The organism is Streptomyces sp. ISL-66, assembly GCF_018614135.1.
GTDB lineage: Bacteria > Actinomycetota > Actinomycetes > Streptomycetales > Streptomycetaceae > Streptomyces.
On record NZ_JAGGOW010000238.1, the window covers coordinates 1 to 14,210 of the forward strand.

At 69.7% G+C, this 14,210-nt stretch carries 13 protein-coding genes and 1 pseudogene; 8 read left to right on the top strand and 6 right to left on the bottom strand.

Features of this window, described 5'->3' with window-relative positions; all coding sequences use genetic code 11:
- Positions 1-369: 369 nt before the first annotated feature.
- Positions 370-1,656, top strand: coding sequence for an extracellular solute-binding protein (locus J7E97_RS34805; RefSeq protein WP_215035563.1), 1,287 nt, complete (start codon positions 370-372; stop codon positions 1,654-1,656).
- A 151-nt stretch (positions 1,657-1,807) separates the two neighbouring features.
- Here J7E97_RS34805 and J7E97_RS34810 read toward each other — a convergent pair whose 3' ends face one another.
- The 3 genes from J7E97_RS34810 to J7E97_RS34820 form a co-directional block, all read right to left on the bottom strand.
- Positions 1,808-2,011: a cold-shock protein gene (locus tag J7E97_RS34810; RefSeq protein WP_215035565.1), complete on the bottom strand. Its 204-nt coding sequence runs from the start codon at positions 2,009-2,011 to the stop codon at positions 1,808-1,810.
- A gap of 229 nt (positions 2,012-2,240) precedes the next feature.
- Complete coding sequence (bla, locus tag J7E97_RS34815; protein WP_308346944.1) at positions 2,241-3,179, bottom strand: class A beta-lactamase; 939 nt, start codon at positions 3,177-3,179, stop codon at positions 2,241-2,243.
- A gap of 227 nt (positions 3,180-3,406) precedes the next feature.
- Positions 3,407-3,985, bottom strand: a complete 579-nt coding sequence (locus J7E97_RS34820; RefSeq protein WP_215035567.1) for a hypothetical protein — start codon at positions 3,983-3,985, stop codon at positions 3,407-3,409.
- A gap of 186 nt (positions 3,986-4,171) precedes the next feature.
- Between J7E97_RS34820 and J7E97_RS34825 the strand changes: the two genes are divergently transcribed.
- Positions 4,172-5,476 (top strand): cytochrome P450, encoded by a 1,305-nt coding sequence (locus J7E97_RS34825; protein WP_215035569.1) that lies wholly within the window; start codon positions 4,172-4,174, stop codon positions 5,474-5,476.
- Positions 5,477-5,507: 31 nt separating this feature from the next.
- Positions 5,508-6,602, top strand: coding sequence for an amidohydrolase family protein (locus J7E97_RS34830; RefSeq protein WP_251055654.1), 1,095 nt, complete (start codon positions 5,508-5,510; stop codon positions 6,600-6,602).
- 125 nt (positions 6,603-6,727) lie between these two features.
- On the opposite strand, the gene J7E97_RS34835 is transcribed toward J7E97_RS34830, so the two are convergent.
- Positions 6,728-8,227: an MFS transporter gene (locus J7E97_RS34835; protein WP_251055655.1), complete on the bottom strand. Its 1,500-nt coding sequence runs from the start codon at positions 8,225-8,227 to the stop codon at positions 6,728-6,730.
- Between the two features lie 216 nt (positions 8,228-8,443).
- On the opposite strand from J7E97_RS34835, the gene J7E97_RS34840 reads away from it, so the two are divergent.
- The 3 genes from J7E97_RS34840 to J7E97_RS34850 are packed head-to-tail and all read left to right on the top strand — an operon-like array spanning position 8,444 to position 10,793.
- Positions 8,444-9,244 (top strand): transglutaminase domain-containing protein, encoded by an 801-nt coding sequence (locus J7E97_RS34840; protein ID WP_215035571.1) that lies wholly within the window; start codon positions 8,444-8,446, stop codon positions 9,242-9,244.
- Positions 9,245-9,294: 50 nt separating this feature from the next.
- Positions 9,295-10,059: a 2-phosphosulfolactate phosphatase gene (locus tag J7E97_RS34845; protein WP_308346945.1), complete on the top strand. Its 765-nt coding sequence runs from the start codon at positions 9,295-9,297 to the stop codon at positions 10,057-10,059.
- Positions 10,056-10,793, top strand: a complete 738-nt coding sequence (locus tag J7E97_RS34850; RefSeq protein WP_215035574.1) for a cyclopropane-fatty-acyl-phospholipid synthase family protein — start codon at positions 10,056-10,058, stop codon at positions 10,791-10,793. The genes J7E97_RS34845 and J7E97_RS34850 overlap by 4 nt, the downstream gene beginning before the upstream one ends.
- 240 nt (positions 10,794-11,033) lie before the next feature.
- Here J7E97_RS34850 and J7E97_RS34855 read toward each other — a convergent pair whose 3' ends face one another.
- Positions 11,034-11,444 carry a rodlin gene (locus tag J7E97_RS34855; protein ID WP_215035576.1) on the bottom strand — a complete coding sequence of 137 codons (411 nt, stop codon included), beginning with the start codon at positions 11,442-11,444 and terminating at the stop codon, positions 11,034-11,036.
- A gap of 492 nt (positions 11,445-11,936) precedes the next feature.
- Between J7E97_RS34855 and J7E97_RS34860 the strand changes: the two are divergent.
- Both J7E97_RS34860 and J7E97_RS34865 read left to right on the top strand, forming a co-directional pair.
- Positions 11,937-13,138, top strand: a pseudogene (locus J7E97_RS34860) (PP2C family protein-serine/threonine phosphatase).
- 263 nt (positions 13,139-13,401) lie between these two features.
- Positions 13,402-13,587, top strand: a complete 186-nt coding sequence (locus J7E97_RS34865) for a hypothetical protein (protein WP_215035578.1) — start codon at positions 13,402-13,404, stop codon at positions 13,585-13,587.
- Between the two features lie 71 nt (positions 13,588-13,658).
- Here the strand turns inward: J7E97_RS34865 and J7E97_RS34870 are convergent, their stop codons facing one another.
- Positions 13,659-14,084 carry a profilin gene (locus J7E97_RS34870; RefSeq protein ID WP_215035580.1) on the bottom strand — a complete coding sequence of 142 codons (426 nt, stop codon included), beginning with the start codon at positions 14,082-14,084 and terminating at the stop codon, positions 13,659-13,661.
- Positions 14,085-14,210: the final 126 nt, after the last annotated feature.

Sequence of the window (14,210 nt, forward strand, 5' to 3'; positions counted from 1 at the left end):
GGGCGTCTTTGCGTAGGTCTGCGCCATGTATCGAGTGACGGCCGGGTGAACTCGGCCTGGGAGTCAGTGACTTAGTTGAACAAGAGAGCACTCCCTCGCCCAATTCGCGCACACCACGCCAAAACCCCTCCCCGCTACCGGAATCGATCCTTTCGGTTGTTCTACGCGCGTCCGATCCGCTGGATGTCTGTCGGAAAGCACAGCCGTACAGTCCACGATTTGGGTCATCTTCCACACATGTTCGTTCGGTGACGCCAAACGAGCCGCCGTGTGGAGAGAATCCCGGCCAACGGGCAGTAACAGGCACCTCTTCGCCCGAATCGAAGTGAGCAGTATCGGAATGCAGAAGAAAGCCAGGGGAATACGCCCGTGCGACGAAGGATCATTGGGCAGGCCGCAGCAGCGGTCGTGCTCGGTCTGCAGGTACCGCTGTCCGGATGCGGGAGTTCCGCGGGCAGCGCAGACGACGCAGGGACGCTGGTCCTCGTGGCCGCCGAGTACGGCGACACCCCGGCCACCAGTTCCAAGGCCTTCTGGGACAAGGTGACCGGTGATTTCACCGCCGCCAACCCCGGTGTCAAGATCGAGGTGAAGCTCCTGCCGTGGGCCGACGTCGACCGCGAGGTCACCAAAATGGTGAAGGCCGGGAAGGCGCCGGACATCGCCCTCATGGGTTCCTACTCGGACTTCGCCGCTCAGGACCGGCTCTATTCCGCTGACGAACTGCTGCCCGTCAGCGCCGAGGCGAACTTCCTCCCGCCCCTCGCCGAGGCCGGCTCTGTCGGGAGCACCCTCTACGGGCTGCCGTTCGTCGCGAGCAGCCGCCTGCTCTTCTACAACGAGGCGCTCTTCGAGAAGGCCGGCGTCAAGGCACCCAAGACCTGGAGCGAGCTGAAGGCCGCCGCCAAGGCGCTCAAGGCCAAGGGCGTGGAGTACCCGTACGCCCTGCCCCTGGGACCGGAGGAGGCCCACGCCGAGGCGATGATCTGGGAGCTGAGCAACGGCGGCGGGTACGCCGACAGCAGCGGAAACTACAGCCTCGCCTCCGCCCAGAACATCAAGACGTGGAACTGGGTGAAGGACCAGTTGGTCGCCCCGGGTCTCACCGGCCCCGTCGCGCCCTCGCAGCTCAACCGGGCCGACGCCTTCGCCGCCTTCTTGCGCGGCGAGGTCGGCATGCTCAACGGCTACCCCTCGCTCTACCACGAGGCCCGCGCCAAGGGGATCGGCGTCGGCACCGTGGCGATGCCGGTCTCGGACACCCTCAGAGCCGGGGTTGCCCCGCCCGCGGTCGGTGTGGCCGACTGGATGATGGCCTTCAAGCAGAACGGTCACCGCGAGGAGATCGGCAGATTCCTGGAGTTCGTCTACGCGGACGAGAACCTGTCGGACTTCGCCGGCCGCTACCACCTGCTCCCGTCCACCGTCTCCGCCTCGCGTTCCCTGGCCGGCAGCGGCGGCATGGACACGACCGACAGAGAGTTCCTGGACGCGCTGCGCAGTGCCCAGCTCTATCCGGTGAACGACCCGTCCTGGATGGCGGTCAGCGACACGATCAAGCGCAACATAGGCCGCGCCGTGGAACCGGGCGGTGACCCGAAGGCCGTCCTCGAAGAGATCGCCACGAAGGCGAAGCAGGCCGGCGCGGGGCGCTGAGACCGAGCTGGAAGGCAGTGCCACGGCACGCCGTGCCGGGCACCGCCCACCCCGTGGGCACGTGTCGTTGCTTCTCCGCGGAACGCGATCGGCTCCCACGTGATCCGTTGGCGGATCGCGTGGGAGCCGGGGCGGGTGCGTAGACCGGTGGTCAGAGGGGCACGACCTGGTCGGCCTGGGGGCCCTTGGCACCCTGGCTGACGTCGTACTCGACCTTGGCGCCTTCGGCCAGCTCCTTGAAGCCGGTCGTCTGGATCGCGGAGAAGTGGACGAACACGTCCGGACCGCCGTCATCCTGCTGGATGAAGCCGAAGCCCTTTTCCGCGTTGAACCACTTCACAACACCCGTAGCCATGCGTTTCCCCTCATTGGTTCCAAGGTGCCGCCGGAACCGCAGACTTGGCCTCCGAACAGCACGTATGACGGACGGTACGGGTACGCAAACCCACGGCGATACAAGGAATCCGGCCACCCGGGTCACCGCAATCCCGCCAGCACAGCTGAGCGGCACGGCATGACGGCCTCCGGCCGTGCCTCCGCCGCGGCGGCACGGCGGGTCCCCCACCCGGGCGTCGTCGACTCGATCAACTCCCGGTCAGGGCCGTTGCCAGGAGTCCGGCGGTCCGGGCGATGAGGAGGTTGTCGGCGAGGGCGTCGCGGTGGGGCTTGGTCGTCAGGACGGCGATGACGACGGGTGGGCGGCCGGGGGGCCAGGCGACGGCCACGTCGTTGTTGGTGCCGTACTCACCTCCTCCGGTCTTGTCGGCGACCGCCCAGGTCGGCGGCAGCCCGGCCCGCAGCCGCTCGCCGCCCGTGGTGTTGCCCAGCAGCCAGCCGGTGAGCCGCCGTCGGTCCGCAGGCGCGAGCACGGTGCCGAGGGCGAGGCGCTCGTAGGTCTGCCCGATGGCGTGCGGGGTGGTGGTGTCGGTGACCCGCCAGGGTTCGGCGGTGTTCAGGTCCGGTTCCCACCGGTCCAGACGGGTCGTCGTGTCTCCGATCGAACGGGCGAAGCGGGTGATGGCGGTCGGGCCGCCCAGCTCGCGCAGGAGGAGGTTGGCGGCCGCGCTGTCGCTGAAGCGGATCGTGGCGTCGCACAGCTCCGCGACCGTCATACCGCGGGCGAGGTTCTCCGGCTTGCTGGTGATCGGGGTGTGACCGGCGGCGGTGACCTCCTGCCGGCTGTAGTGGATGCGCTCGGCCAGGAACTCCCCGTCCCGGTCGAGGTCACGCAGTACGGCCGCCACGGCCAGGGTCTTGAAGACCGAACAGATGGGGAAGAGCTCCTGCGCCCGGTACCGCACGGTGCGGCCGGTGGCGGTGTCGTGGGCGTAGACGCCCAGGCGCGCGGAGTGCTCCCGTTCCAGTTCTGCCAGCCGGTGCGCGACCGCGCCGCTGCCGTCGGCGGGCAGCGGCGCGGTCGCGGCGAAGGCGCTCCCGCTCGCCGCCAGTGAGGCTGCCAGTGCCGCTCCGGCCCCCAACGCGAGCACGGTGCGTCGGGACGGGGTCTTTCCTGGGGTGTCCACGGTCGTCCTCTTCCTCTCCGGACCAAGATCTCAACCCTGTACCACGCACGTCCCGCCTAGGCGGTTCCCAACGGAGGACTCCGGACATCGACGACATCGACGTCTCCTGGACCCGCGAGGTCCCGGGCAGGGTCGTGGACGTCTTCCGGCACGACGTCGCGGCCGATCCGCCGCCGTCGCCCGGTGGGCGAGGGGCTCGCCGACGGGCCTTCTCCGAAGGCGCCGGGTCAGGGGGTTGGAGCCGAGGGCGGCTTCGGCCGGGTGGTGCCGGGAAGGCAGACGACGTCCGGGTTGTACGTCCCGAACGTGCCCGAGGGGTTCTTCTTCCAGAGCCACAGGTGCAGGGCGTAGTGGACTGGCTGGCCGGGGAAGTGGCCGGCATGCGGGCCGGTGAAGGACCGGCCGAACAGCTTCGGGCGGTCATCGTCCGTCCCCATGTCCTGGTCGCGGTCGTAAACGAGCCATTGGGCGCCGACGAGGTGTTTGCGCCCGCGCCGGTCGTCCTCGTAGTAGAGCGCGGCCGGCTTCGCCGGGTCGACGGAGTTGTCGTACGCGTGGTTGAAGTGTGGGTAGCCGAGCGAGCCCGATCCCGCCCGGTCCTCGATGCAGTACTTGTCCGGGACGTAGCCCGCTTTCACCGCGGCGGCATGCCGCTGGAACGGGGCCGTCGCGCGGTAGGCGATAGCGCGGTCCGCGCCGGCCCTGCCGGTGTCGGTGCCGACGGCGGACGCGGCGGACGGGGCGGCGACGGCCGCCAGGGCGAGAGCGGCGGCCGCTGCGAGGGCCGGGGCGGGACTGCGGACCATGCGCGGACTCCTCCGTGGCGGGTTGGTAACGAGCAGGATGTCCCCAGCCCGCCGGCCCCGCCACACAGCCGGACCGGACGGCTGACCCCCTGCCTCGAAGGAACCAAGGACCGTTTCGCGAGCGGTCCGCACGGGGAACCGGTGTGTCCAGCCCACAGAACACCGATGCCACGGAGGACGCGGATCATGACGCAGGAGAATGCGCCACCGAACGGCGGCCAAGCGCTGCAGGACCTCGTGTCGGCCGTGTCCAGGGGCGCGCCGGAATTCCGCGCATGTCCGTATCCGGCCTACGCCGCCCTGCGCGAGCAGGCGCCGGTGTGCCGGCTGACGCCTCCGCACGGCGTCGAGACCTATCTCATCACCCGCTACGACGACGCGCGTGACGCCCTGTCGGACCGGCGCTTCAGCAAGAACATGCGCGGCGCCATCGACACCTACCACGCGGTGTTCGGCAGCTTCTTCGACGCACTGGACGACAACGTCCTCTTCACGGACCCGCCGCGCCACACGCGGCTCCGCCGCGTCCTCAGGAGTGCCTTCACGCCCCGCCGGGTGGAGGAGATGCGACCGAGGATCACGGAGATCACCGAGGGCCTCCTGCGGGAATGCCGCAAGAGCGACACGGTCGATCTGATGTCCTCCCTGGCGTTCCCGCTCCCCATCGCGGTCCTGTGCGAGCTGATGGGGATCGAGGAATCCGAGCGGCCCGAGATCCTGGAGCAGTTCGGGGTGGTGACGCGGTCCAGGTTCAACCCCAAGCTGAAGGCGGAACTGAAGGCGGCCGAGGAATGGCTGCAAAGGCGCTTGGGGCAGCTCGTCTCCCACGTGCGGGCCCATCCGTCGGACTGCTTCCTCAGCGACCTCATCACGGCGGAGGAAGGCCTCGACGACGCGGATCTGGTCGCGTCGATGTGGGTTCTGTTCTTCGCCGGCCACAAGACCACGGCGTTCCAGATCGGAAACTCCGTCCGCGGCCTCCTCCTCCACCCCGACCAGCTGGAGAAGCTCCGCAGGGATCCGTCGCTGATCCCCGGCGCGGTCGAGGAATTCGTACGGTTCGAGGGGTCGGTGGAGACCTCGACGTTCCGGTACGCGGCCGAGGAAGCCGAAATCCGCGGAACCGTGATCCCCAAGGGCGCCCTCGTCCAGATCGCCCTTTCCTCGGCGAACCGGGACCACGAGAAGTTCGAGTCCGCCGACGTCCTGGACGTGACGCGCGAGGGGATCCACGGGACGCACCTGGGTTTCGGGCACGGAACGCACTACTGCCTGGGAGCCCCGCTGGCGCGGCTCGAACTCGAGATCGCGCTCGCCTGCCTGCTCCGGGAATTCCCTGAGATGGAGCTGGCCGACGAGGAGAAGAGCGGGGGCACCTGGCTCACGGGCCCGGTCGCGGCGTTCCGCGGACTGGAGCGGCTCCAGATCGTCCTGGAGCCGTCGCGGCCGACCGGTGACCTCGCAATGACGTCGACGGTCTCCGTCAAGTAATCGAAACCAAACCGATGGGCGGTGGATTGGCATGCCGAATTCCGGGAGCACGCCCGGCCTGAACTTCGAGGAACTGTCCGCGGACACGTTGTCGGTCACCGCTGTGGGCCCCGGTGGACACGTGCGCGCGGCGGGGGGAGACGCGCCTCCAGGCCCCGACCACGGACACGGAACCCAGCCGAAGATCGACATGCACCACCACTTCTGCGCACCGGAATGGCGCGAGTGGGCCGCACATCACGGGTTGATCGATCCGGCACAGTTGCCCCGCTGGGCGCACCTCGGCGCCGACGAAGCGGTCCTCTTCATGGATCGCGCGGGGATCGACACGGCCGTGCTCAAGCCCATGCTGCCGGCGCGCTACCGGTCGTCGGCGCAGTTGCGTGAAGCCATCAACATCACCCTGCAGTCGATGATGAACGTGGCGCAGGAGCATCCGGGCAGGTTCTCGTTCTACGTCCCGCTGTTCCTGGACGACCTCGAAGCGTCCTCGTGGGCCGTGCGCCGCGGACTCGGGCAACTCGGCGCCGTCGGGGTGAACGTGACGGCCAACTACGGGGGCGTGTACCTCGGAGATCCCGTCTACGACCACATCTTCGCCGAGCTGAACGACTTCTCGGCCGTGGTGGACACCCACCCGCACCACTTGCCGGGTGGCCGGCCCGGGGCGATGACGGTTCCCGGCATCCCCAACTTCGTGTGCGACTTCCTGCTGGACACCACCCGGGCCGCCGTCAACATGATCAGCAAGAGGACCCTGGACCGCTTCCCCGACATCTCCGTCATCCTGCCCCACGCCGGCGGGTTCCTGCCCTACATCGCCCCTCGTCTGGAGGCTCTCGGACGGTTCTGCGACCCGCCGGTCGACCCTGCCGCCGTCCGCCACCACCTGCGGCGCTTCTACTACGACACGGCCGGTCCGATGGCGCCGGCCGCGACGCTCCTCGCCCACGTGCCCGCGGACCGGATCCTCTTCGGCACGGACTGGCCGGCCGCGCCCGCGGACACGGTCATGGACCTGGCGCTCCCCGCTCTCGACGCGGACCCGGCCTTCACCCCTGAGCAACTGCGGGGGATCTACCGCGAGAACGCCCTGCGTCTGATTCCCCAGTTGGCAACGGTCTGACCTCGACGCAACCTCGACCGATCGCTCGACCAGACCTCGACCGGACGTCGACCGAACCCCGCGCCGCTGTCGAGCGCGGGGTTCGGCGTGTACGGGGCTCCGTGGGTGCGGGGGCTATGAGCCGCTCATTCCGTCCCGCCAGGCGCGGGGCCGGGACCCGCCGGGCCGGAACCCGCAGGCCCGGGAGCCGCCGGGGCCGGGCGGCCGGGGAGGAAGAGGGAGCCGATGCCCGCGCAGGCGGTGAAGAGGGCCGCGAAGAGGAAGGCGTGGCCGTAGCCGGCGGTGAGGGCCCGCACCCCGGGGCCGATGTGGTCGCCGGCGGCGTGGGAGGCGATGGCGGCGAGGACCGCGAGGCCGAGTGCGCCGCCGACCTGCCGGGAGGTGTTGACCAGCCCGGAGGCCAGTCCCGCTTCGCGCCGGTCGATGCCGGTGGTGGCCGCGGCGGTGACGGGCAGCATGGACAGCCCCAGACCGAGGGCGCAGAGTACGAAGGGCGCGGCCACGTCGGTGGTGAAGGTGCCGCCCACGGCGATGCGCGAGAGCCACAGGAAGCCGAGGGTGCTGATGGCCATGCCGGTGACCAGCAGGGGACGGGGTCCGGTGCGGCGGACCAGGTGGGTGGAGGTCCGGGTGCCCAGGACGACCGCGAGGCAGCCGGGCAGGAAGCACAGGCCGGTCTTCAGGGCGCTGAAGCCGAGGACCTGCTGCATGTAGAGGGACATCAGGAACCACATCGCGAACATCGCCGAGCCCAAGCCGATCATGACCAGGTTGGCGATGGCCAAGGTGCGGCGGCGCAGGACGGTGAGGGGGACCAGGGGTGCGGTGACCTTCGACTCGATGACGACGAAGGCGGCCAGGAGCAGGATGCCGAGGGTGAGGGCGGCCCAGACCTCGGGGGAGCCCCAGGACGAGCTCGCGGTGGAGATGATCCCGTAGACCAGGGCGGTCAGACCGACGGTGACGGACAGCGCGCCGGGCAGGTCCAGGCGGCTCAGGCCGCCGCGGCTGCCGTGCGCGGCGGGCGCGTAGAGGAATGCGGCGGCGAGGATCGCGATCCCGATGGGAACGTTGACGAAGAAGACCCAGCGCCAGCCCGTGTACTCGGTCAGGAGCCCGCCGATGACCGCCCCGGCCGCGCCGCCGACGGCGTTGACCGAACTCCAGGCGCCCATGGCGCGGGTGCGGGCGCGGGGTTCGGTGAAGGTGGTCATGATCAGCGTCAGGGTGGCGGGGGCGAGGATCGCGCCCCCGATGCCCTGGACCGCTCGGGCCGCGATCAACGTCGCACCGTCGGCGGCGAGTCCGCAGGTGAGCGAGGCGGCGGTGAAGATGCCGAGGCCGATCAGGAAGGTGCGGCGGGCACCGACCAGGTCGGCGGCCCGGCCGCCCAGGAGCAGCAGCCCGGCGAAGCCGAGGGTGTAGGCGTTGACGATCCACTGCTGCCCTGCCGGGCTCAGGCCGAGGGAGGCCTTCATGCTGGGGAGGGCGACGTTCACGATCGAGACGTCCAGCACGACCATGAACTGGGCCGCGCAGGCGATCACCAGGATCATCGCCGTCCACGCGCCGCGGCGCGTGGACGGTGCGGGTCCGGTGCTGAGTGCGGACGGAGCACTTGGCATGGGGTTCCTCAGGGGCAGTGGACGGATTCGGGTCGGGAACGAGCCCCACCGCATGTGTGCCCCCGCACGGGACCGCCGTCACAGGCGTGCGGCAACCGGGTGATCGGCCGACCGGCCGGCCCGGCACCACGGGCGCGCACACCGCAAGACGGACCAGGAGTTGAACGCGTTCACAAAACCTGCCACGATGTGAGCCCCGAGAAGAGGACGGCAGTCATGACGAGTTCGCTCCTGCGGCCGCGCGGCCGCAAGCGTACGGTCCCGGCGCCGGCGCCGGCGCACGGAGCGGGAGCCGTCGCGGGCGGCTCGATGCCCACCCGCATCCTCGACTGGCACGATCCCCGCGTCACGGAGCTCGTCCAGGCCCTGGGCGTACCCGCGGACGCGCACCCCGTCCAGCGCCTGCGCGAGGCACACCGGTGGATCGCCGCCACCCTGCGCCCGGTGTACTCCGTCCAGGACGAGCGGCCCGTATCGCAGGTCCTGCGCCTGGGGCGCGGCTCGTGCAGTCAGCGCCTGGCGGTCCTCGAGGCCGTGGCCCGCGCGACGGGGACGCCGACGAGGGTGCGCGGCCTGGTCGTGGACGGCGCCTTCTGGTATCCGCGCTTCCCCCGGCTTCGCCCTCTCGTCCCCGACCAAGTGCTCCTGGCATGGCCGGAATTCCGCCTGCCCGAGCCGGAGGCGGATTCCTCACGGTGGCTGACGGTCTCCCAACTCTTCGACCTCGACGAACCGGGGCGGGGCGAGGGCGGCGGCTTCACCAGCACCGGTGGCTTCACCAACACCGGCCCGGAAACCCTCTTCGAGGCACTCTCGCGCACGGCGATCGACTGGGACGGCGCCCCGCCCCTGTGCCCGGCCGAACCCGCGACGTGCGACCTCTCGGCCTACGTCCTGGCCGACCTGGGCCATTTCGACTCCCGCGACACCCTCTTCGCCCGCCACGGCCAGACCCTGTGCGCCCTGGCGCGCACGGTGGCAGAACCCGTCCTGGGCCGCCGCGCGGCCGGAGCGTAGCCGAGACGACGGCTTCTGACACCGGGGCGGCATGCGCGATCATGATCGGCATGGACTCTCGTTTCCTTGGCATCGGTGAACTGGTCGAAACCCCGTCCGTGGCGGTGGTCGTCGACGTGATGAGTGCTTTCACGGTCGCCCCCTGGGCCTTCGCCCAGGGGGCGGAGAAGATCGTTCTTGCTGAATCGCTGGACGAAGCCAGGGCGCTCAAGGCCCGCCACCCGGACTGGGCGGCGCTCAAAGACGGTCCGCCCGCGTCCGGGTTCGACATGGTCAACTCGCCGGGCCTGCTGCGGTCCGTCGACCTCGGCGGACGGACCGTTGTGCAGAAGACCACGGCAGGGACGGTCGGCGCCCTTGCGGTCAAGGAAGCGTCGCTGGTGCTGTGCGCAGGCTTCGTGGTGGCGGAGGCAACGGCTCAGGTCCTGCGCACGCGCGAGAACACCGGCGTCACGTTCGTGGTCACTGGCGAAGACGGGCAGGCCGATGAGGATCTTGCGTGCGCTCAGTACATAGCTCGCAGGGCCACCGAGGCGCGGACGGATGCCACTGAGTTCCTCCGCCGCGCTGCGCAGTCGCGCGCCGCCGCCGAACTGGCGCAAGGGGTGCGCCAAGGAGTCCATCCTGATGACGTGGCGCTCTGCCTTGAGGTCGACCGGTTCCCCTTTGCCATGGTGGCGACCTTGGAAGGCTCGCTCATGGTCCTGCGTCCAGAGACAGTCCCCTCCCGGGGCCTGCTGCGCGCAGCTCAGCTCCGGTCCACGGACGAAAACGAGGTGCGCGCGGCCTCCGGCGTTGACAAGCTGCGCCGGTGAACCGTGAACAGATATCCGCGATCGCCCATGCTGAACACCCGATAAAGGCTCCGGTCGACGACGACTCGGTCCGTCGGCTTCTGGAACGCGGCGTCCCTCGTGGCGACGAGCGTGTACTCGACCTTGGTTGCGGCGGCGCGGAATGGCTCATGCGCGCCCTGGTCATGCGCCCACACCTGCACGCCGAGGGCGTCGACATCTCCGAGGAAGCCCTGGCGCAGGCCGGCCGCGCAGCGAACCATCTCGGCGTCCGAGAGCGCCTCGTCCTCCATCAGCAGGAGGCCGCGGAGTTCGTCTCCTCGGCGTCGTTCGACCTGGTGATCAGCGTCGGGGCCACGCACGCCTTCGGTGGTCTGCTCCCCACGCTCGCGGCGGCACGCAAGCACCTGGCTCCCGGCGGCCGTGTCCTGATCGGTGAGGGATTCTGGGATCGCGATCCTTCCCGGGAGGCCGTCGAGATGCTCGGGGACTTCACCGACCTGGCGACCACCGTGGACCGTGTCGTTGCCGACGGGTGGACTCCTGTCGACGGGCACGTCAGCACGCGCCGCGAGCTGGACGACTACGAATGGGCCTGCTGGGGGTCACTGGCCTCCTGGGCCCTGGACCATCCCGCCGATCCGGACAGCGCGCAAGTGCTCGAGACGGCAGACACCCGGCGCTCCGAATGGCTGCGGGTCTACCGGGACACCTGGGGCTTCGTCTGCCTGATCCTGCGGAGGACATCCGACTGACGAACCTCGGGACGGCAGCCGGCTTCCGAAGAGTTCGGTGCCCAGCGGGGTAACGCAGAGAGCCTTCCGTCCGACCGGACGGAAGGCTCTCTGCGAAGACGGTGAAGACTGTGCCCGGCGCCGCGGCTTGCTGCCTCCGGACACGTGGGGGAGGGGACCCGTGGAAACGGGTTGAACAAGCCGGGGTCCCGTCGGCACTCGTGCAGGCGTCGGAGGCCCCGGCTCGCAGAGGGGGCTGTGTCAGCTGCCGACGGCGCCGTTGCCGGACAGGACCGGGATGTTGTCCAGGATGTGCGAGAGCGGCTCGTCGCCCTTGGCCTGGGTGGAGTTCTCGGTACACTGCTGGTTCTGCGGGTTGGACAGGATGTTGATGTCCTGGACACCGACGTTGACCAGGGCCAGGATCGACTGGGCGTTGACCTTGGCCGGCAGGCCGATGCAGGGCTTGTTGAGCGTGCCCTGGACCAGGCTGAGCTGCGGGCTCATGTCGCCGTGGGTCTTCTGGTTGCCGTAGATCTGCTGGGCACCGTTTCCGTTGACGGTGTTGATCCCGTTGTCGTTGCCGATGGCCATGGCCGGGGCGGCGACTGCGGCGCCGGCGCCGAGGATGGAGGCGGTCGCAGCGGCGGTGGCCATAATCTTCTTGATCATCACAGGTCTTTCTGTTGCACGAGTGCACGGTAGTGAGCGCCTTGATCAACGGCCGGGCTTTCCAAAGGTGTTCCTGATCGGTCGTCCCGTGGGGGCGGCGTCGAGGCCGCGTGCCGTCGTCCGTGCTGTGTCCGGCGCCGGTCGCTGCCGGACGAGGGGGACGGGGCCGTGCCCGTGTCGCGCCGCCCCGGTCAGAATAAATGGCTATGAATCAGGGCATAAGCTCCTCGCAGCCCCGCGCCGCGCGGGGCTGACCACTTTCCCGGTGGGTCCGACGCCGGCGTGCGAGGGACAGCCGCGCTCGCCAGGTGACAGGCCACTCGGAATGCCCCTAACCCTCCGAGGCCGAGCGTAAGCCGTGCGACCTGCTCCGTCGGCTGATATCACTGGCCCGACCGTAGGAAGGTGCTCGTCATGGCGGCCGACTATGACCCGACCACCCCGCCTTCCGTGGAGCCCGCTGAAGCGGTAGCCCAACCGGCCTTCACGCGCATGCTCACGGGTTTGCTCAGGACGAGCCACCTCCTGACCTTCGAGCAGCTTCCCGTGCTCGTGGCGGAGCAGGCCGCACGAGCCGGCTTCGACCCGGTCCGGATCTTCGTGTCCGATCTGCGCGAGGACATGCTGCGCGAGGTCACCGGCAAGGGCCTCGACGCAGGCCGCGGAGGGGAGCAACTGCGCATCGAGGCCACGCTCGCCGGGCGCGTCTTCCAGAGCATGCACGTCCTGTCCGGTCCCGCCGGTGGCCGCACAGTGCATTGGCTGCCCCTCCTGGACGGCACTGAACGGCTGGGCGTCCTCGCCGTCGGCACCCTGGCGAGCCGGATGGGGCAACGCGTGAGGCGATGGGCGATTTGGCCTCGCTCGTCGGCATGCTCGTGGTCTCGACCAGGTCCCACAGCGACTCCTACGCCCGCCTCATCAGACTGGAGCCGATGTCCGTGTCCGCGGAGATGCAGTGGACGCTGATGCCGCCCCGTACCTTCGCCAGCACACGCGTCACCGTCGCCGCGGCGATGGAGCCCGCCTACGCCACCGCCGGCGACGCCTTCGACTACGCGCTGGCCGCCGACGTCGCACACCTGGCCGTCTTCGACGCGATGGGGCACGACACTGCCGCGGGACTGACCGCGAATCTGGCCATGGCCACCTGTCGCAACCAGCGCCGCCAAGGCGCAACCCTCAACGAGGCCCGCGATGCCATCGAAGCCACGCTGATCGAGCAGTTCAGGCTCGACCGTTACGCCACCGCCGTCCTCGCCGACCTCGACGTGGGCACCGGACTGCTGTCCTGGATCAACTGCGGGCATCCACCGCCCATCCTCACCCGGGCGGGACGGTGGATCACCGCACTGGAGCGGCCGCCCACCCACCCCCTGGGGACCGACCTCGGCCTGCCCGCGCAGGTCCACCGCGAACAGCTCGAACCCGGAGACCGGCTCATCCTCTACACCGACGGCATCACCGAAGCGCGCGACCGTGCCGGCCGCGAGTTCGGCCTCGACCGCTTCGTCCAGTTCATCATCCGCCACCAGGCCGACGCCCTCCCGGTCCCCGAGACCCTGCGCCGCCTCGTACACGCCGTCCTCCACCACCACGAGGGACAGCTGGGCGACGACGCAACCGTCCTGCTCTGCGAATGGCACGGCCATAAAGGCCAACCCCTCGCGCGTACCCTCGCTTCTCCCTCCTGAAAGGGGCGTGATCCGCGGGGGTTCGCCGTCGGCCTCCGTTGCCTCGATTCTCTTCTCCGGCTACGAGCACTGCGGGAGCGGCCCCCCGGAGCCGGCCGGCCGGTCATGCCGACGTTTTCGGCGCGTAGCCCCGGGCAGACCTCGAAGCAGCGCCGCACCGGCCGCCCTGGTGCCTGCCCGCCGTTGCCGCACGCCGAGGTCCACTGGCTTACCGGTTGCGGTAGGCAGGAATGCCGGACAGATGCGGCCGGATCGGAGGAGTCGTGAACCGTATCGAGCAGACGAACGACCGCCAAGCCACCGGCGAAGCCGAGATCCCCTGGCAGCACTTCCGCGAGGTGCTACATGCCATGGACCGTTTGCTGGAACGCTCCGCGATTTCCGGCTCCTCCCGAGGCCGCTTCAGGACCCGTGGACGTAAGGATCTTGCAACGGGCGAGCAGGAGTAGGACGCGGCTGGTGGTGGCCAGGTGGACGAGAGTACGGATCCGCGTGGGTGTCCGTGGATCCGTACTCTCGATCAGCTTGGGGGAGGGCGGGCGGGCCCTTCGTGCGGTGGTGTCGGCTGCCCGCAGCGGGCGGCGAGCAGGTCGGCGAGGTTTCCTACGGTGAGAACCGCGTCCGCGGGACGTTGTCCCGCTTCGTACAGGGCCGCGACGATGTACGGAGGGTTCTTCACGACGACGACCCCACTGCTGCCGTGCTTGCCGTGCAGGAGGCGCCGGTCGGCTTCCGCGGCCTGGTAGGTCACTCCACCCACTGTGATCCCCGTGGCGATGGCGTCCTTCGGTGTCTCGAACAGCCGCACCAGCTGCCTGCCCTCTCGCACCGTGGTCAGGAACTGGCCGGTCGACACCCACACGGAGCCGTCCATCCGCAGGACCTCAAGGCGGGCCAGGTTCCCGGTGCTGAGGACCTCCTGCAAGTCGAAGTCCGACTCGTCCATCTCGTCACTCCATCTTCCCGTCCGGGCGCCACACGTACGGGCGCCCGGCTCTCGTCCGCCGGCGAGCACCGAGGGCGATACGGGGGGCATCGGGTGGGCGATCTGAGAGTGGACACGGGCCGTGCC

Excerpts from the sequence above, each read along its gene's own strand:
- J7E97_RS34810 (WP_215035565.1), bottom strand. The coding sequence starts at position 2,011 with ATGGCTACGGGTGTTGTGAAGTGGTTCAACGCGGAAAAGGGCTTCGGC.
- J7E97_RS34820 (WP_215035567.1), bottom strand. The coding sequence starts at position 3,985 with ATGGTCCGCAGTCCCGCCCCGGCCCTCGCAGCGGCCGCCGCTCTCGCC.
- J7E97_RS34825 (WP_215035569.1), top strand. The coding sequence starts at position 4,172 with ATGACGCAGGAGAATGCGCCACCGAACGGCGGCCAAGCGCTGCAGGAC.
- J7E97_RS34830 (WP_251055654.1), top strand. The coding sequence starts at position 5,508 with ATGCCGAATTCCGGGAGCACGCCCGGCCTGAACTTCGAGGAACTGTCC.
- J7E97_RS34835 (WP_251055655.1), bottom strand. The coding sequence starts at position 8,227 with ATGCCAAGTGCTCCGTCCGCACTCAGCACCGGACCCGCACCGTCCACG.
- J7E97_RS34840 (WP_215035571.1), top strand. The coding sequence starts at position 8,444 with ATGACGAGTTCGCTCCTGCGGCCGCGCGGCCGCAAGCGTACGGTCCCG.
- J7E97_RS34845 (WP_308346945.1), top strand. The coding sequence starts at position 9,295 with ATGGACTCTCGTTTCCTTGGCATCGGTGAACTGGTCGAAACCCCGTCC.
- J7E97_RS34855 (WP_215035576.1), bottom strand. The coding sequence starts at position 11,444 with ATGATCAAGAAGATTATGGCCACCGCCGCTGCGACCGCCTCCATCCTC.
- J7E97_RS34870 (WP_215035580.1), bottom strand. The coding sequence starts at position 14,084 with ATGGACGAGTCGGACTTCGACTTGCAGGAGGTCCTCAGCACCGGGAAC.